At 55.3% G+C, this 18036-nt stretch carries 19 protein-coding genes; 14 read left to right on the top strand and 5 right to left on the bottom strand.

The features are described from left to right. The first annotated feature begins 24 nt into the window (after window positions 1-24). The 10 genes from ACR0K1_RS08800 to ACR0K1_RS08755 are packed head-to-tail and all read left to right on the top strand — an operon-like array spanning window position 25 to window position 7158. Complete coding sequence (locus ACR0K1_RS08800; RefSeq protein ID WP_480850049.1) at window positions 25-981, top strand: ABC transporter permease; 957 nt, start codon at window positions 25-27, stop codon at window positions 979-981. A gap of 1 nt (window position 982) precedes the next feature. Further along, window positions 983-1771, top strand: a complete 789-nt coding sequence (locus ACR0K1_RS08795) for an SDR family NAD(P)-dependent oxidoreductase (RefSeq protein ID WP_480850047.1) — start codon at window positions 983-985, stop codon at window positions 1769-1771. Between the two features lie 22 nt (window positions 1772-1793). Continuing rightward, window positions 1794-2288, top strand: coding sequence for a lactoylglutathione lyase family protein (locus ACR0K1_RS08790; protein ID WP_010437254.1), 495 nt, complete (start codon window positions 1794-1796; stop codon window positions 2286-2288). Further along, complete coding sequence (locus ACR0K1_RS08785) at window positions 2281-3312, top strand: C-terminal binding protein (RefSeq protein WP_480850044.1); 1032 nt, start codon at window positions 2281-2283, stop codon at window positions 3310-3312. The genes ACR0K1_RS08790 and ACR0K1_RS08785 overlap by 8 nt, the downstream gene beginning before the upstream one ends. A gap of 12 nt (window positions 3313-3324) precedes the next feature. Further along, entirely contained in the window at window positions 3325-4014 is a 690-nt protein-coding gene (locus tag ACR0K1_RS08780; RefSeq protein ID WP_108861947.1) for an RraA family protein, read from the top strand. Beyond that, window positions 3995-4915 carry a 2-dehydro-3-deoxygalactonokinase gene (locus ACR0K1_RS08775; RefSeq protein WP_480850042.1) on the top strand — a complete coding sequence of 307 codons (921 nt, stop codon included), beginning with the start codon at window positions 3995-3997 and terminating at the stop codon, window positions 4913-4915. Before ACR0K1_RS08780 ends, ACR0K1_RS08775 begins: the two co-directional genes overlap by 20 nt. Then, window positions 4912-5538, top strand: coding sequence for a 2-dehydro-3-deoxy-6-phosphogalactonate aldolase (locus tag ACR0K1_RS08770; RefSeq protein ID WP_480850039.1), 627 nt, complete (start codon window positions 4912-4914; stop codon window positions 5536-5538). Before ACR0K1_RS08775 ends, ACR0K1_RS08770 begins: the two co-directional genes overlap by 4 nt. Continuing rightward, a complete protein-coding gene (locus tag ACR0K1_RS08765) occupies window positions 5535-6236 on the top strand; it encodes an SDR family NAD(P)-dependent oxidoreductase (protein ID WP_480850037.1) in 702 nt (233 codons plus the stop codon). Before ACR0K1_RS08770 ends, ACR0K1_RS08765 begins: the two co-directional genes overlap by 4 nt. A gap of 9 nt (window positions 6237-6245) precedes the next feature. Continuing rightward, window positions 6246-6764 carry a 2,4'-dihydroxyacetophenone dioxygenase family protein gene (locus ACR0K1_RS08760; RefSeq protein ID WP_170347546.1) on the top strand — a complete coding sequence of 173 codons (519 nt, stop codon included), beginning with the start codon at window positions 6246-6248 and terminating at the stop codon, window positions 6762-6764. Continuing rightward, window positions 6730-7158, top strand: a complete 429-nt coding sequence (locus ACR0K1_RS08755) for a methylglyoxal synthase (RefSeq protein ID WP_480850035.1) — start codon at window positions 6730-6732, stop codon at window positions 7156-7158. Before ACR0K1_RS08760 ends, ACR0K1_RS08755 begins: the two co-directional genes overlap by 35 nt. A 24-nt stretch (window positions 7159-7182) precedes the next feature. On the opposite strand, the gene ACR0K1_RS08750 is transcribed toward ACR0K1_RS08755, so the two are convergent. The 4 genes from ACR0K1_RS08750 to ACR0K1_RS08735 form a co-directional block, all read right to left on the bottom strand. Next, window positions 7183-8328: an alpha-hydroxy acid oxidase gene (locus tag ACR0K1_RS08750; protein WP_480850033.1), complete on the bottom strand. Its 1146-nt coding sequence runs from the start codon at window positions 8326-8328 to the stop codon at window positions 7183-7185. Between the two features lie 47 nt (window positions 8329-8375). Beyond that, window positions 8376-9659 carry a TRAP transporter large permease gene (locus ACR0K1_RS08745; protein WP_170357711.1) on the bottom strand — a complete coding sequence of 428 codons (1284 nt, stop codon included), beginning with the start codon at window positions 9657-9659 and terminating at the stop codon, window positions 8376-8378. A 10-nt stretch (window positions 9660-9669) separates the two neighbouring features. After that, window positions 9670-10155 carry a TRAP transporter small permease gene (locus tag ACR0K1_RS08740; protein WP_480850030.1) on the bottom strand — a complete coding sequence of 162 codons (486 nt, stop codon included), beginning with the start codon at window positions 10153-10155 and terminating at the stop codon, window positions 9670-9672. Window positions 10156-10233: 78 nt separating this feature from the next. Then, window positions 10234-11196 carry a TRAP transporter substrate-binding protein gene (locus ACR0K1_RS08735; protein WP_480850091.1) on the bottom strand — a complete coding sequence of 321 codons (963 nt, stop codon included), beginning with the start codon at window positions 11194-11196 and terminating at the stop codon, window positions 10234-10236. Between the two features lie 154 nt (window positions 11197-11350). Between ACR0K1_RS08735 and ACR0K1_RS08730 the strand changes: the two genes are divergently transcribed. The 3 genes from ACR0K1_RS08730 (at window position 11351) to ACR0K1_RS08720 (ending at window position 13624) form a co-directional block, all read left to right on the top strand. Beyond that, window positions 11351-12022 carry a GntR family transcriptional regulator gene (locus ACR0K1_RS08730; protein WP_480850028.1) on the top strand — a complete coding sequence of 224 codons (672 nt, stop codon included), beginning with the start codon at window positions 11351-11353 and terminating at the stop codon, window positions 12020-12022. Window positions 12023-12196: 174 nt separating this feature from the next. Next, entirely contained in the window at window positions 12197-12904 is a 708-nt protein-coding gene (locus tag ACR0K1_RS08725; protein ID WP_480850026.1) for an IS6 family transposase, read from the top strand. A 27-nt stretch (window positions 12905-12931) separates the two neighbouring features. Continuing rightward, complete coding sequence (locus tag ACR0K1_RS08720) at window positions 12932-13624, top strand: IS6 family transposase (protein ID WP_480850089.1); 693 nt, start codon at window positions 12932-12934, stop codon at window positions 13622-13624. A gap of 234 nt (window positions 13625-13858) precedes the next feature. Here the strand turns inward: ACR0K1_RS08720 and ACR0K1_RS08715 are convergent, their stop codons facing one another. Further along, window positions 13859-15022, bottom strand: a complete 1164-nt coding sequence (locus ACR0K1_RS08715; protein WP_480850024.1) for a pyridoxal-phosphate-dependent aminotransferase family protein — start codon at window positions 15020-15022, stop codon at window positions 13859-13861. A 135-nt stretch (window positions 15023-15157) separates the two neighbouring features. Here ACR0K1_RS08715 and ACR0K1_RS08710 point away from each other — a divergent pair, with 135 nt between their 5' ends. After that, window positions 15158-18034 (top strand): FAD-binding and (Fe-S)-binding domain-containing protein, encoded by a 2877-nt coding sequence (locus ACR0K1_RS08710; RefSeq protein ID WP_480850021.1) that lies wholly within the window; start codon window positions 15158-15160, stop codon window positions 18032-18034. Window positions 18035-18036: the final 2 nt, after the last annotated feature.

The raw sequence follows: 18036 nt of genomic DNA, 5'->3' as shown, positions 1-18036 counted from the left end.
CAGTTGATCGGACCATTCGCAGCAATGGTGATCGTCGCACTGATCGTGGCCCTTACGACCGAACGCTTCCTGAATCCGGGCAACCTTTCTAACCTGTCGCTACAGGTAAGCATCGTGGCCTTGATCGCGATCGGGTCTACGATCGTGATCTTCGCTGCGGGCATTGATCTGAGTTCCGGGTCTATGGTGGCTTTGCTGACCATGATCCTTGCGCAGATGTTGAAATTTGTCGGCATTCCACTGGTTCTGTCGTTGCCACTCATTCTCCTCATGGGCGGATTGCTTGGTCTGTTCATTGGGCTGATAACAGCCTATGGGCGTATCCCTTCTTTCATCACAACACTGGCGGCGTTGATTGCCTTCAGGGGCCTTGCCCTGACCTTCAACAATGGATCGCCGATCTTTTCGCTGGATCCGGCGCTGGAGCCAATATTTTACGGCAAGCTGTTCGGCGTTCCGATGCCTTTCTTCTACCTCGTGTTCTTCTACGTCCTTGCCGCGTTCACAATGAACTTTACGAAACTCGGCCGTGAGATCTATGCCGTGGGTGGCAATCCAGCCGCTGCCGTTCTGACGGGTATCAACGTACGTAAAGTTCAGACGACGACATTTGTCATCGCGGGTTTCATGACTGCGGTTGGTGCGATCCTGATGTCAGCGCGCCTCAACTCTGGTTCGCCCAACTATGGCCAGACCTTGGAACTTCAGGCCATTGCCGCTGCTGTTGTCGGCGGAGCCAGCCTTGCAGGTGGCCGCGGCAACATCCTCGCCACGCTGATGGGGGCGATGACAATCGTTATCGTCCAGAATGGTTTGAACCTGAACGCTGCGCCATCTTCGGTTCAGAACATCGTGCTGGGCCTGATCATTCTGTTGGCCGTTGGCATAGACATGTGGCGCGCGGAAATTTCGGGCTTGATGGGTCGAATGTTCGGTCGCCCTTCATCGCAGCAGTCATCTAACGTTAAGAAGGAGGCCTGAGATGGATCTGGGGCTCAAAAATAAGCTGGTTCTGGTGACTGGCTCAGGTTCCGGCATCGGCAAAGCCACTGCCCGGGTCTACCTGGAAGAGGGCGCGCGGGTCATCGTGCATGGCCTGACCGAGGCGGAAGTGTCCGACTGCGTCGACGACCTATCATCTCTGGGCGACGTTGAGGGCATTGCTGCCGACCTAACCAAGACCTCAGATGCAGAAACACTGGCGGATTTTGCGCGAGCTCGCGGTGCCGTAGACATTCTGGTGAATAATGTCGGCATCTTTTCGGTTAAGCCGTTTGAGGATCTCACGGATGACGACTGGGTGCACTATTTTAACATCAACGTCCTGTCCGCCGTTCGGATGAGCCGAATTTTCCTGCCTGACATGCTTGGCCGGGATAAGGGATCTATCATCAACATGGCCAGCGAAGCGGCAGTGAAACCACTACCTCATATGGTGCATTATTCTGTCACTAAAACTGCCATGTTAGGTCTGACACGTGGCATGGCAGAATTGACAAAGGGGACAAAAGTCCGGGTTAACTCGATCCTGCCTGGTCCAACCTGGACCGAAGGTGTCGAAGCCTATTTTGACGGCCTCGCCGATCAAAAGGGTGAGCCGCTCGACACGATCGTGGACAACTACTTCAAATCAGATGAGCCCACATCGCTCATACAACGCTTTGTCCAACCAGACGAAGTCGCCCGCATGATTGTCACGATCTCAGCAAGCACGGCCTCCAATGGTTCTGCGCACCGGATCGAAGGCGGCATCGTTCGCAACATTCTTTAACTTCTAACTGGAGGAGCCCTACATGGCCGCTCTCACTTTCTCTCACATCGGCATCACAGTTCCCGACCTGGAAAAAGCCGTGGAGTTTTATTCCAAGGCATTCGGCCTCTACGTGCTGATGGAACCAACTGAAATCCTGCATGACGAAAGCGCCATCGGTCAGATGTGCGACGATGTATTTGGGGAAGGTTGGGGAAGCTTCCGCATCGCGCATTTGTCGATGGGCGACGGTGTTGGCATCGAATTGTTTGAGTTCCCGAAGACCGTCGAAGAAGAACGCCCGTTTGAATATTGGCGGCGTGGCTTGTTTCATTTCTGCGTACAGGACGAGGATCTGGAAGGCCGCGTCAAGGTTATCGAAGACCTGGGCGGGCGCCAGCGCATGAGCCAAGTGCGCAAGTATTACCCAGGTGAAAAGCCCTATCGCATGGTCTATATGGAAGACCCTTTTGGCAACATTTTCGAGCTCTACAGCCACTCGTACGAATTGACCTATTCGGCGGGTGCTTATGACTGATCGCGCCGCCTTTCCCCCCAGAACGGACAAACCCAAGGTCGTGATCACCGATTACGACTTTGGTGATGTTGCCGTTGAGACGGAAATCCTGGAAGCCGCAGGAGCCGAGGTGATTGCGCTTCAGGCCAAACGTCAGGAAGACCTGTTCGATGTCGCGCCGCATTGCGCAGCGATGATGAACCAATATGCCCGGATCGGGAAAGAAACGATCACGCGGATGCGAAACTGCGAGGTCATCGCGCGCTATGGCGTAGGCGTGGATATCGTGGATGTCGGCACGGCGACGGAAAAGGGCATTCTCGTCACCAATGTGCAAAACTATTGCACCGAGGAAGTCGCCGATCACGCGATTGCCCTTTGGCTGACCCTGGCGCGCAAGTTGCCGGACTATGATCGAGCCACTCATGCAGGGGTCTGGAAGTGGCAAAGCGGGCAGCCGGTCTACCGGTTGCGCGGGCGGACGATGGGTGTCGTTTCGCTGGGTAAAATCGGGCAAGCCATCGTTGCGCGGGCGCAATCTTTCGGAGTTACGGTCATCGCTTACGACCCGTATTTGCCAAGAGAAGTCGCCGCGAAGATTGGGGTCGAGCTGGTGAGCAAGCCCGAATTGCTAGCAAGGTCCGACTATATCCTGATGCAGGCGCCGATGACGCCGAACACGCATCACTTTTTGTCGGATGCCGAGTTCTCGGTCATGAAACCCGGTGCGATACTCGTGAACACTGGACGCGGACCAACGGTCGACAACAAAGCCCTGTTCCGGGCGCTGACCGAAGGCCATTTGGCCGCTGCAGGGCTCGACGACCCCGAAGAAGAGCCGGCAAAGCGCGCCAACTGGACGCCTGATGACAACCCGTTGTTCAAACTGCCCAACGTCCTCGTAACACCACATGCCGCCTACTATTCCGAGGAATCAATACACGCAGCGCGGGTTACCGCGGCTACGCAAGTGGCCAAGGTCCTGACAGGACAAAAACCCGACTACACAGTCAATGCCGACGCATTGGCCGTATCCACCGCATAACAGGAGACAAGAATGCCAGACGTCAGCACAGACCTTAGGGTTTTCAATGATTTTGAAAGAAACCCGGAACTTCTCAAAAAATTCGACAAGGTGTTGGAGGCGTACTCTGCTGCTGCCATTTTTGCGGATGTGCAGTACCGAACAGGCGTGATGGACAGCGCCATCAAGCCTGCTTTCCGCGCCAAGGTGACAGGCCAGGCCGTGACGGTTCAGCTTTCAAAAGGCGATCTGGTCGACCCATTGCGAGCGCTTGAAATGGGACAACCCGGGGACGTGATCGTCGTGGACGCGGGTGGTGATCGTCAAACGTCAGTCTGCGGCGGTTTAATGGGCGGTCTAGCCAAGAACCGTGGCATACGCGGTATGATCGTTGATGGCACGGGGCGCGATACAGATGAGCTGGAAGACATCAACTGGCCAATCTGGACGCGAGCGATCACGCCGCGTGGAACGCACACGATGTTTTCAGAACGTAAAGAAGAACTTTCAATCAATGTGCCAATCGCCTGTGGGGGCGTCGTGGTAAACCCCGGAGATTTCATTGTAGCTGATCTTATGGGCGTCGTCGTGGTTCCACAGGAAATTGCCGAAGAAACCGTGCGCCTTGCTCAAGAGCAAGCTGACCGTGAGGAGGAAACCCGTAAATGGGTGGCCCAAGGCAAAACCGTTGAGGATCTGCTAAATGAATTCGGTCGCATCTGAGCCAGCGCTTATCGGCGTAGATTGGGGCACTTCATCGTTTCGTGCATTTCTCATTGGTGCGGAGGGCGAGGTGATCGATGGGGTCTCGTCGCCTGAAGGTATCATGCAGGTTGCGGGACAAACTTTTGAGGCGGTCCTTGATCGTCTCATCGGCCCTTGGGTCGCCAAGGCTAACCTGCCGATCCTGGCATCTGGCATGATCACCAGCCGCAATGGCTGGGTAGAAACGCAATATGCTGAAATGCCGCTGGGTGCTGGCGGTCTTGCGCGAGCGTTGGTCCCGCACGAAGCGGCCAACGGAGCGCGTATTCATTTTGTGACAGGTGCTTCGACAGAACATGCTGGAGGACCGGACGTAATGCGCGGCGAGGAGACCCAGATCATCGGGGCATCTTCGCTAGGCTTGAGTGAAGGTATGTTCGTGATGCCGGGAACGCACAGCAAATGGGTTCAGGTTGCGGACGGGAAGATCGTGGATTTCTCGACTTACATGACAGGTGAGATCTTTTCGGCGCTGAAAGAACACACGATCCTTGGCACCTTGATGAAGGAGGACGCTTTCAGCGAAGACGCATTCGAGATGGGCGTAAAGGCGGGCCTCAGTGGTGAGTCGAACCTGCTGCACAGCCTTTTTCATGTTCGAACGCTTCCTCTCATGGGCAAAATCCCAAAGGTTGCCACGGCCGACTACTTGTCAGGCTTGTTGATCGGGACCGAGGTTGCTGCCGCGACCGGCGAAGTAAAAGACGTCGGCACGATCACTGTTGTTGGACGAAGTGACTTGTCCGACCGATACGAAATAGCGCTTCGAACTGCTGGTTTCGACAGTCGTCGCGCGCCAGATGATATCGTTGCGAAAGGGCATTTTCTGATTGCTCGCGCTGCGGGGTTGGTTGGATGATTGACCTCACCGCAGCTCTTGCCGAGAACCCGCTGATTGCGATTTTGCGGGGGCTAGCACCAGAAAATGCGCGCCCGGTGTCTGATGTACTCTTCGATGCCGGGTTTCGGATAATCGAAGTGCCACTCAACTCACCGGGCCCGCTGGAATCGATAGGGCAGATCGCCGTGAAACATGGCGCTCAAGCCATAGTCGGCGCTGGCACAGTGTTGACTAAGGATCAGGTCGCGGCGGTCGCAGATGCAGGCGGGCGGATCATCGTGTCGCCCAATATGAACCCGGACGTCGGGCGCGCGGCTGTCGCTCGGGATCTTTATTGGTGTCCAGGAGTCATGACCCCCTCCGAGGCCTTTACGGCGTTGGATATCGGAGCTTCGGTCCTCAAATTCTTTCCGGCGGAAATGGTGCCACCACCTGCCATAGCTGCCATGCGCGCCGTATTGCCTGCAGACGCAGTCATCGCTGCGGTAGGGGGCATAACGCCGGAAACGATGGTGTCATACCATGCCGCGGGTGCAGATGGATATGGGTTGGGCTCCGCGCTGTTCAAACCGAGCTATACATTGGATGATATCGGCAGGCGCGCGCGCGCCTTCACCAGTGTATTGGAGGAACTTGGATGAAACAGGCCCTTGTTACGGGCGGTACGCGAGGGATTGGTGCGGGTGTTGCACGGTCGTTGGTAGACGCAGGTTGGTCCGTCATTGCCGCATCCGCCTCCCAATCCGAATTGGATGCATTCGAGCCTCAGTACGGGTTAAAGGTGCAGCTCTTGGATGTCACCGACCAGACGTCCATCAATGATGTATTCGGCGAACTCACGGGTCTCGATGCCTTGGTGAACTGCGCAGGTATTCTTTTGCGTGGCGAAGAATATGACATCGACGTCTTCGCCAAGGTGCTCGATGTGAATCTGACCGGCACCATGCGCTGCTGTCTTGCCGCGCATCCATTATTGGCTGAAGCGAGTGGGGCCATCGTCAACACTGCCTCTATGCTCAGTACCTTTGGTGGGCCTTTAGTTCCGGCGTATACCGCTTCTAAGGGCGGCGTGGCACAGTTGACCAAGGCCCTCGCAGGTCGCTGGGCCGAAGACGGTATCCGGGTCAATGCCATCGCGCCGGGTTGGATTGAGACAGAGATGACCCAGGGCCTTCGGCAAGACCCTGAACGAACAGCGGGGATCATGGCGCGTACGCCAATGAAACGCTGGGGGAAACCCGAAGAAGTCGGTGCGCTTGTGCGATGGCTTTTGAGTGAAAACGCCAGTTTTGTGACCGGATCGATCTATCCGGTTGATGGCGGCTATCTCGCTATGTGAGGAAAATCTATGAATGACGATGACACCGCCCGAATGCCATATCAATTGCCATTCCCCAAGGATGCGCAAGACGAGATCGTGATCCCGAATGCCATGAGTGAGGACGACAGATTATGGGTTCCGCAGGCAGAGAACGTCTGGTTCCGACCGCTCTGCCTGAACCGCTCGCAAGGTTATTGGATGAACCTTCTCAAAGTGCGCAAAGCTGGTGTTCTTTCGCGGCACCGCCATCCCCAGCCAGTCCACGGCTTCGTCCTGAAAGGGCGCTGGCACTATCTGGAACATGATTGGGTTGCAGAAGAAGGGGGATATGTCTTTGAGCCGCCGGGTGAGACGCATACTTTGGTCGTCCCCGACGATGTTGAAGAGATGGTCACCTATTTCCAGGTCAATGGCGTGATGTGCTATGTGGATCCGTGGGGCAAGGTCACTGGCTACGAAGATGTCTTTACCAAGATTGATCTGTGCCGAAAACACTTCGCGGAAGTCGGGCTTGGAGAAGATTACGTTGAACAATTCATCCGGTGATGCGCCGCGTTTCGCGCTTGTGGCCCATGATGCGCGAAAGGACGAAATCGTTGAATGGGTGGGTCTGCAATTGGCCCGCCTGTCCAGAGTACAAATCTTTTCGACAGGGACCACCGGTAGTCGCATAGAGCAAGCCTATCCGCAACTAGATGTGACCTGCCTGAAAAGCGGACCACTCGGAGGCGACCAACAGATCGGCGCCATGATCTGCGAAGAGAAACTGGATGCATTGATTTTCTTTGTCGACCCTCTCTCACCCATGCCACATGACGTCGACGTTAAGGCTCTGACCCGTCTCGCCACGGTATATGATCTGCCAATGGCATGTTCGCGCTCAACCGCGGATCTGATCGTCAAGGGGTTGATTGACGAGGATGACAACTCGCCTGTCTGATACGCCGCACGTCGGAATTGCCGATCAGCTGGTTCTCAGAAGGTGCTCTGCCAGCCCGCCGAGGTTTTCGCTGCCAAGCTGGCTCATGTTGGCCTCAATGTCAGCTTTCAGGATGTGAACGAGATGGTCGATCCCTCGTGCTCCGAACGCTGCAACGGCATATTGAAAGGCGCGTCCGACCATGACGAAATCTGCACCTTTCGCCAAGGCACGCATGATGTCCAATCCCCAGGCAACGCCAGAGTCATAGATCAGTGGCACATCTGTTCCGACCGCCTCGCGGATGTTCGGGAGTTGGTCAATCACGGCGGGCCCGGCTTCGAATTGACGCCCGGAGTGGTTTGAGACCCAGATGCAATCCACGCCTTCGGCCACCATTTTTTGCGCGTCCTCCGGCCGCAGGACACCCTTGACGATCAGGTGGCCCTCCCATTCCTGCCGAAGTTCGCGCAGGTAGTCCCAATCTGGAATCCCACGGATCAGAGCGCCTGCATGAGTAAAGCTTTCTCGCCCACGCGCGGGGACGTAATCGTCAAAGAACCGCATACGTGGCATGATGCCCTCGCGCAGATGCGCAAGACACCAGGCGGGTCGTGACGCCATTTCTGTCAGCGTGCGCAGGTCAGCTTTTGGAGGCACGGTCAGGTTGGCGCGGCGTTGTCGTTCGCGCCGGCTTTCTTCTGGTACGTCCACCGTGATGATCAGCGTATGAAATCCTGCTGCCTTAATCCTCGGCAGCATCGCGCGGCGCAAATCGCTGGAGTTCACCGGGTAATGCTGAAACCATCCGTTTTTGCCAATGTAAGGTGCCACATCTTCCGGTGAAGCAACCGCCACGCTCGACAACGAGAACGGAATGTTGTGAGCAACCGCTGCCTTGGCAAGCATCCGCTCTGCTCCTGCCCACATCAGGCCGGACATGCCTACCGGTGCTATCCCGAAAGGCAGATCGTATTTTTGACCCATCAATGTAGTCTGCAGTTCGGCCTTTGTTCGGCCACATAGCACACGCGGCATGAATCCTATGGCATCAAGTGCGTCACGGTTGACCTTCAATCCCAGCTCCCGGCCGGTCGCGCTGTCGAGGTATTCGAAAGCAAACTTCGGAATGCGCTTCTGTGCGGTTCGCCGAAGGTCTTCTATCGACGGGTGAGATAGGTCCAGATCCATCCGGGTCCTCTGGTGTTGTTGTCTAACGTTAGAAGGGCTTCAGCCGGTCACCAAAGGGATGGCAAGGCTAAGGAAATTGCGGGCACATAAGTGATGAACATCAACAAGATCAGCATGCCGGCAAAGAATGGCAGGATTGCCCGGCTGAGGCTTTCGATGGAAACCTTGGAAATGCTGCTGGCCACGAACAGGTTTACACCCAATGGCGGTGTGCAGAACCCAATGGCCAGGTTGACCGTCAAGATGACACCAAAAACGATCGGATCGACACCCAGCGCGGTTGCAACCGGCAGCAGGATCGGCGTCATGATGATGATCGACGAAATCGTCTCCATGAACATGCCGATCACCAGCAAAAGCAAATTGATCAACAACAAAATGATGATCGGATTGTCGGATAGGCTGGTGATTGTTGTTGCGAGCTCTGTCGGAATTCTTGCGAGCGTGATCAACCTGCCAAAGGCGGTCGCCATGATTACCAATATCAGAATGGTCCCGCTGGTCTTCGCGCTGCCCGCCAAAACCTCTGGCAGGTCCTTGAGGGTGATGTCGCCATAGACGAAGATGCCGATGAAGGCGGCATAGACTACGGCCACGGCACCGGCTTCGGTTGGGGTAAAGATGCCGCTATAGATACCCCCAAGAATAATCACGGGTACGAGAAGCGCCCAGATGGAAGACCGGAAGCTCTGCCAGACGCCAGGGCCTGAGAACGTGGTTGTCGATTGCTGAACAACCTCGTCCTTTCTCAGTAGAACGCGAGCCACCAACATGAACATGAGGGCAAAGAGGATGCCAGGAACAACACCTGCAAGAAACAGTTTGCCGATCGAAACCTCGGCAGTTACCCCATATATGATGAATGGAATACTTGGCGGTATCATAACGCCGATCATTCCTGAGGATGCCGTCAATGCGCCGCTGAATTTGCGCGTATAGCCGACCTTTTCCATCTCTGGGATCATGTTCGACCCGATAGCGGCTACGGTCGCAGGAGACGAACCGGATATGGCGGCAAAGAACACGCAGGCGAGTACGTTCACATAAGCAAGCCCACCCCGGATATGCCCGATCAGTGCATTGGCGAACCCAACCAGTCGACGAGACATTCCGCCGTGCTGCATCAGGTCGCCTGCCAATATGAACAGAGGGACGGCAATTAGAGGAAACGAGTCCGCGCCTGTTACCACCGACCGTGCCAAAAGAACCATGGGTGGCGTGCCATCCACAAAGACCATCACGATCATAGTGGCCAAGCCCAGACAGATGCCAATAGGCACGCTGAAGAGCAACAGAGCAAAAAGCGTCAAGAAAAGCGTTGTTGCAAGCATGCCGAACTCCTCACGCTTTGGTTCCTGCGATCAGACGCAGGGTTCGGATCAGATGTTGAGTGACGCGGATCGCGGACAGGCCCGCGCCAATCGGTGCCGAAGCATAAAGGATCGGAATCGGTAGTCCTAAAACGACCGACGTCTGGCTGGCTACAAAAGGCTGTCGGATAAGCCTGATGCATTCAATTGTCAGAACGATCAGAAATCCAAGGACAAGAAGCGCGATCACAACATCCGCGTAAAGCCTTGCGCGCTCGCTTAGGACATCACGCAGGACCGTGATACGCACATGATCGCTTGTGTGGAATGCATAGCTGACGCCAAGCCAGACAAACCATACAAACAGCCAAAGCGTTAGCTCTTCGCCCCATGAAAGAGAGGCATTCAGAATGTAGCGCATGAACACATTGCCAAAGATCAACAAGACAATCGCGGCCAGAAGTGCGCTGGCTAAGACCTTTTCGGCATTCATATCGATCCATTTGATAACCGACACCGTTCACCTCCCCTTGAACGAAAGGGGCACCCGAACCCTCATGGCACAGGTGCCCGTATTGGCTGAGTAGTCCGAGGGTCAGCTTCCGCTCGCTGCGGAAACCGCTGCTACCCAGTCGTCATAGGCTTCGGCGCCAACCTCGTCGCGATACTGCAGGCGGACGCTTTCGGTTTTGTCGGCAAAGGCCTGTCGCTGCTCTGCAGTCAGTTCCAGAACCTCGACACCGGCGGCACGGATCTGTTCCAACTGTTCCGCATCTTCGTTTGCGACCAGTTCCGCCTGATAGTCACGTGCGGCGGCCATCGAGTCCCGGACCAGTTGCTGATGCTCTGCGGACAGCGAGTCAAAGAACGGTTTGGAGATGACGGGCATATAGACCGCAAAGACATGGCCCGTGGTCGAAAGGTATTTCTGCACCTCGTAGAAACGCTGTGAGGTAATGATCGCCAGTGGGTTTTCCTGACCGTCGATCACGCCTTGCTGGAGAGCAGAATAGACTTCACCAAAGTTCATTGGCGTCGGGTTGGCCCCGAGCGTTTCGAATGTCGCCACATGCGCCGGAACCTTCATGGTGCGCAGCTTGACACCCTCGAGATCTGCGGGGGTTGCAACCGGACGGACATTGTTGGTCACATTGCGTACACCCAATTCAAGCCAGCCAAGACCGACCAATCCCTGGTTTTCGACCCGTGCAAGCATGTCATCACCAGCATCGCCATCAAGAACATCAAAGGCGATGTCCTTGGAGGAATACATGTAAGGCAGTTCAATTACTGCAAATGCCGGATCCCAGCCCGCGAAGAAAGAAGAAGGAGGAATGGCCATTTCCAGAACGCCGGTTTGAACACCTTCGATCATCTCGCGATCAGGGCCCATCTGCGACGAAGGGAATATCTGTACGTCGATCTCACCATTCGAGCCAGCTTCGACCAGTTCTTCAAATTTCAGTAGCGCGCGATGCATATGAAACGCTTCTGCTGCGCCATGTCCAACCTTAATGACTGTTTCAGCGGATGCTGCAAAAGCAAGCCCGGCTGACATGACGACGCCAAGCGCCAATGTTGATTTCCTGAACAAGGTATCCTCCCACGAATTTGGTTAGTTTTCGATCTACTATCTGAGATATCAGATATAATATAGAAATCAAGCTTACATGTGCTATTGTGTTAGAGAGACGAAATAGGACGAAGTGAAAATGACCGAGATTTTGCAGATTAAACGCCCGGATTCGTTGAGTAAAACTGCTGAAGAGCATATCCGAAAAGGCATAATCAATGGCACGTTTCAATTGGGTGAATCGTTGCCGGAAGTGAAGCTGTCAAATGCCATGGGCATCAGCAAAACTCCGATTCGCGAAGCTCTATCAGCTTTGAATCTTCAGGGGCTCGTTCAGATCTTTCCTCATCGAGGAGCCTTTGTATTCTCTCTTTCTCAAGAGGACGTGGTGCAGCTTTGCCAGTATCGGCTCATCCTAGAATCTGCAGCTTTGGAGCAGGCGCTTGAAAAGAACCCTTCGGTTCTGATCAATGAGCTGGCTACAATTGTTTCGAAGATGTCAGAAGCGCAGGAAGCGGATGAATTCGAGCAGTACTTGGAGCTTGACGCCGAGTTTCACGACGCGTTTTTCAGGTCCTGCGGAAACAGTTACCTGCGGGATGGATATCAAAAAGTCAGTGATATCGTCCAAACTATGCGGACACATCTGTCCAAGCGTTCCAATCGAACGAAGAAATCTTTCAAGGAACATCAATCGATCACATCGCTATTGGACGAGGGTAAAGTAAAAGCAGCAACGAACACCCTCAAACGTCAAATCACTCGCGGTGAGCGTTCTTATTCCGATTTGGTTGGTCTGAAGCAAGCATAGTTGTTCTGCCATCTGGGTCTTGTCAGAAGAACTTTGCTTGAGCGGGGCAGGGCGGTTGCGTAGCTTTTGCCCATGACCAAACCTGCCTCTTTCAAGTACTTCAAAACCAGTCCCGAGGGTCTTGTCAGAAGAACTTGTCTTGAGGCAGGCAAGGGTGTTGCATAGCTTTTGTCCATGACCAGACCTGCCTCTTTCAAATACTTTAAAACCAGTCCAGAGATCATCCGCTTGGCGGTTATGCTGTACATCCGTTTCCCGCTCTCGCTTCGGAACGTCGAAGATCTGCTGCATGAGAGAGGCATCGACGTGAGCCACGAAACTGTCCGGTATTGGTGGAACAGGTTTGGCCCAATGTTTGCTGCTGAGATCAGACGGAAGCGTGTTCAGCAATTGAGAGCATACTCCAAATGGAAGTGGCACGTGGATGAGGTTTTTGTGAAGGTGAACGGCAAACGCCACTACCTCTGGCGGGCCGTTGATCACGAAGGTGAAGTGCTTGAGGCTGTCGTCACGAAGCGTCGAAACAAGCAGGCCGCATTGAAATTCCTCAAGAAATTGATGAAGCGGCACGGTTGCGCCGAAAAGATCGTCACAGATCGCTTCGCTTCCTACAAGGCTGCGCTCAGAGAAATGGGCGCGCTTGAAAAACAACAGACGGGCAGGTGGCTCAACAACCGAGTCGAGAATTCGCACCTGCCGTTTCGACGGCGCGAACGCGCGATGCAGCGTTTCAGGCGCATGCGAAGTTTACAGAAATTCGCCGCCGTCCATTCCTCCGTTTACAACCACTTCAACCAGGAAAGATCGCTGGCCAGCAGAGATACCTTCAAGCTGACACGCACCGCCGCTCTTAGCGAGTGGCGTCAACTTTGTTCCGGATAGGTTCGCGGCTTCCGCGGCAAACTGAGACTGGTTCGAATTCGTCTGACAGCACCCTTCAAAACCAGTCCCGAGATCATCCGCCTTGCGGTGATGTTGTACATCCGCTTCCCGCTCTCGCTTCGGAATGTCGAAGATCTGCTGCACGAGCGAGGCATCGACGTGAGCCACGAAACTGTCCGGTATTGGTGGAACAGGTTTGGCTCGATGTTTGCTGCTGAGATCAGGCGGAAGCGGGTGCAGCAACTGCGCGCGTTCTCCAATTGGAAATGGCACGTGGACGAGGATTTCGTGAAGGTGAATGGCCAGCGGCATTATCTTTGGCGGGCCGTTGATCACGAAGGTGAGGTGTTGGAAGCCGTTGTCACCAAACGCCGAAACAAAGCTGCAGCACTAAAATTCCTCAAGAAATTAATAAAGCGCCATGGTGGTGCCGATGAGATCGTGACCGACCGTTTTGCATCTTACCAAGCAGTGCTTCGAGAAATAGGAGCGCTGGAAAAGGAACAAGCTGGCAGGTGGCTCAACAGCCGGGTCGAGAATTCGCATCTTCCCTTCAGACGACGAGAACGCGCCATGCAACGTTTCAGACGCATGCGAAGTTTACAGAAAATCGCGCCCGTCCATTCCTCCGACTACAACCACTTCAACCAGGAAAGGTCGCTCGCCAGCAGAGATACCTTCAAGCTGACCCGCACCGCCGCTCTTACCGAGTGGCGTTAACTTTGTTCCGGATAGGTTCACGGTTTTAGCGGCAAACTTAGACTAGTTCGAATTCGTCTGACAGCACCGCCACTCATGCCTGCCTCACTTCAATTGCGTTTCTGATCCGGAATTGTGCCGCAATTCCCGCGCGTTGGTGCGCATTGTCAATCAGAGCATGACCTCTCTCGGAACTGAACTTATCCAAGCAGGAGATCGCGGACCTGGTTGCGTTCTTGCAGTGTCTTTCCAGCATCACGCAGCCTTGAGATACTCCAACGCAGCCTGTGTGCCGCCAGTGTTATGAGGCACGCCGCTTTTGGCGAGCCCCATTTCCACGCCGGAGAGGGTCGCCATCAACATCAGGTCATTGAAATCGCCCAAGTGGCCTATGCGGAAAACCTTGTCGGCCACCTTGGACAGGCCATTTCCAAGTGAGATATCATAGTGCACCAGCGCCGTTGCGCGAAAGGCGTCGGCAGAATGTCCTTGAGGCATTTTGACTGCGGTCAGGACGCCCGATTCCTGGCCTTGGCGAGCGCATAGTACCTCAAGTCCCCATGCTTGCACTGCAGCCCGGGTCGCGGCTCCGTGGCGGGTGTGCCGGGCGAATACGTTGTCCAGCCCTTCCTCGTGCAACATGTCGATGGCCTCATTTAATCCGTAAAGAAGATTGGTGCCGGGAGTATATGGAAAAAACCCTTTCTGGTTTGGCCCTACCATATCCTGCCATTCCCAATAGCTTCGTGGCATCGTCACGGACTTTGAATGTTCCAGTGCGCGATCGCTGACGGCGTTGAAGCTTAGACCGGGCGGCAGCATCAGTCCTTTTTGCGAACCGGAGACACAGACATCAACGCCCCAGTCATCGAACCTAAAATCGATCGATGCCAGGCCAGAGATTGAGTCCACCATAAGAAGCGCAGGGTGCTTCGCCGCGTCGATAGCCCTGCGCACGTCTGTGATGGGCGAGACTGACCCTGTAGACGTTTCGTTATGGACAACGCAGACCGCCTTGATCTCGTGCTGATTGTCCGCGCGCAGGCGGTCTTCGATCTGATTGGGGTCTGCACCGCCACGCCAATCCCCTTCGATCAGCTCCGGCCGCAACCCAATTTTTCTGGCCAGGTTGCACCACATGAACGCGAAATGCCCTGTTTCGAACATGAGAACTTTTTCGCCCGGCGAGACTGTGTTCACAAGCGCGGCCTCCCAGGCTCCGGTACCGGAGGAAGGGTAGATAAAGACGTTCTGCTCTGTCCTGAAAATCGTTTTCATCCCGGCGAGGGCCTTATGCCCAACTTCTGCAAAATCGGGCCCTCGGTGGTCGATGGTCTGCATGCTGATGGCCTTCAGGATACGCTCCGGCACGGCACTTGGCCCTGGGATTTGCAAAAAATGTCTGCCCGCCTGACGCATCTGAACTGATCCTTCCGCTGGCGCCGCAAGTGTGGCGCGATTGGCTATTGGCAAAAGTTAATTATGAATTCATTATTCAGTCAACGGTGAAGTGATGCTTTGAATTGGGCTTGCAGGGAAGGGAAGGCGGACCCGATGCTTAAGAATGGAACGTTGCATCGCCGACTTTTGTCCGATGTCCAGGGCGAGGTGATGTCTGATCCGGCATCGCGTGCACGGTATGCGACCGACGCTTCAATCTATCAGATGATGCCGCTGGCCGTGGTGGTTCCCCGATCCACAGAAGATATACAGGCCGTGATTTCCGTTGCGCGCGACGAAGGATGTTCCGTTCTTCCGCGCGGTGGCGGTACGTCTCAATGCGGGCAAACGGTTAATCAAGGTGTTGTGCTGGATAACACCAGGCACTTGAATCGCATTCTGGACGTAGACGTTGAGAACCGCATCGCCCGCGTTCAGCCGGGTGTTGTTCTGGATCAACTGAACCAGGCATTGAAGCCGCATGGTCTGTGGTTTCCCGTCGATCCTTCTACCGCGTCTCGCTGCACTTTGGGAGGGATGGCGGCCAACAATTCTTCGGGTGGAAAGTCCCTGCGCTACGGGATCATGCGCGACAACGTCCGGGCAATAAGTGCAATCCTCAGCGACGGCATGGAAGCACGGTTCAGCGCCGATACGGCGGCATCTGGCGAGTATGCGGAATTGGTTGGAGACATGCGCGCACTGGGCCGTCGCGAGGCAGTTGAAATTGACGCCCGGTTTCCCAATGTCCAGCGCCGTGTGGGAGGGTACAATATCGACGCGCTGGTAGGTAACGATGTCAACATGTCCCATTTGCTGGTGGGGTCCGAAGGCACGCTGGCCTATTTCACAGAACTGGAACTGAACCTGGCTCAATTGCCGGGCGAAAAAGTCACCGGCGTGTGCCATTTCCCGACATTCCGCGCTGCCATGGAGGCGACGCAGCACCTCGTGACGCTCAAGCCGCAGGCGGTTGAGTTGATCGACGACACAATGATCGCATTGGGGCGCGAAATCCCACTATTCCGCGACACCATTGAGGCGTTTGTCGAAGGCAATCCCGAAGCCCTGTTGCTGGTGGAGTTTGCTGAGGGCAGCGCTGAGGCCAATGCCGCAAAACTGGCCGAGCTTTCGCAAATGATGGGAGATCTCGGGTTCGATTTCAACGGGGTGAAAAACCGGTGGGGCGGCGTTGTTTCGGTTACGGACACCTCTTTGCAGAACGCGATCGCCGAGTACCGGAAATCCGGGCTGAACGTCATGATGTCGATGAAAGAGGCTGGCAAGCCGATCTCATTCGTTGAAGATTGCGCCGTCCCGTTGCCTGATCTCGCCGATTACACCGCTGGCCTGACTGAGATATTTGCCCGGCACGGCACAAGGGGGACATGGTACGCGCATGCCTCTGTCGGGTGTTTACACGTCCGTCCTGTCCTGAACATGCGGCAGGACAAGGACGTCGGGACAATGAGAGCGATTGCCGGGGAGACCTTTGATCTGGTCAAGCGATACAAGGGATCTCATTCAGGCGAACACGGCGATGGGATCGTGCGATCAGAGTTTCATGGCAAGATGTTCGGCCCGCGTATCGTTTCTGCGTTTGAAGAGGTGAAAGCCCGGTTTGATCCCAACGGGTTAATGAACCCCGGCAAGATTGTGCATGCGCCCGCCATGGATGATCGCCGCCTGTTCCGCTATGGCCCCGACTATTCCGTTCCGGAATTCAAGACGGCGCTGGACTGGTCGGCTTGGCCCGGTGCCGGAGGCGGATTTCAGGGCGCCGTCGAGATGTGCAACAACAACGGTGCGTGCCGCAAGCTCAAGGGCGGCGTTATGTGTCCATCCTTCCGTGCGACCCGAAACGAGCGCGATGCTACGCGTGGCCGGGCAAACACATTGCGCTTTGCCATCAGCGGGCAGTTGTCGGGCGGTTTAACTTCGGACGCAATGCAGGACACGATGAAATTCTGCGTGTCCTGCAAAGCTTGTGCGCGTGAATGCCCGACTGGCGTCGACATGGCGCGCATGAAGATCGAAGTGCTTTCAGCCAAACGCAAAAAAGACGGGCTGTCATTGGCAGATAAATTGATAGCTTTTCTGCCGCGCTATGCCCCAAAAGCTGCCAAAGTCGCGTGGTTCATGAATGTACGAAACAAAATCGGACCCATCCGAAAGCTATTGGAAAAACCGACTGGTGTTTCGTCGCGGCGTGACCTGCCGGTGTGGTCGTCTGACCCGTTCCGGGATGCCGAGGCTCAGGACACCGATCCGCAGGTGCTTCTGTTTGCCGATGTGTTCAACCGGTATTTCGAGCCGGACAATCTGCGCGCCGCGGTTCGGGTTCTGCGTGCGCTCGGGCTTCAGGTTGCTATTGCACGAGATGACCAAACCGGAAGGCCGCTGGATTGCGGGCGTACGTTGTTGGCCGTGGGCTGCGTGGACGAGGCGCGCCACGAAGCGCAGCGCGTGATTGACGCGACACGAGATGCGATTGCCAGGGGCATACCAGTGGTCGGGCTTGAACCGTCTTCAATCCTCACTTTCCGGGATGAGTATCTGGCTCTTTGCCCGGGACGGGAAACGGAGGCGCTGGCGAAGGCCACTCATACCTTTGAGGAGTTTCTGGCCAAACAGCCGGACCTGCCCTTGAAACCGATAGATCGACCGATCTACGTGCATGGACATTGTCATCAGAAGGCACACGACGCCGTCACGCCAATGCTCAAACTTCTGAAGCGTATTCCCGAGGCGCGGGTTCACATGATTGAAAGCAGTTGTTGTGGTATGGCCGGGGCGTTTGGATATGCGCCAGACACAATTGACGTCTCGATCAAGATGGCAGAACTTGACCTGTTTCCAGCTTTGGAAGCGGCACCTGCGGATGCAATTGTTGTGGCGGATGGAACATCATGCCGGCACCAAATCACCGAAGGCACCCGACGGCAGCCCATGCACGTTGTGCGCTTGCTGGAACTGGTCCTTGATGTTTAGGA

It is taken from the genome of Ruegeria sp. F5 (genome assembly GCF_056533845.1).
Note: the sequence above shows the minus strand (reverse complement) of the source record. Positions and strands in the feature narration are given on the sequence as shown.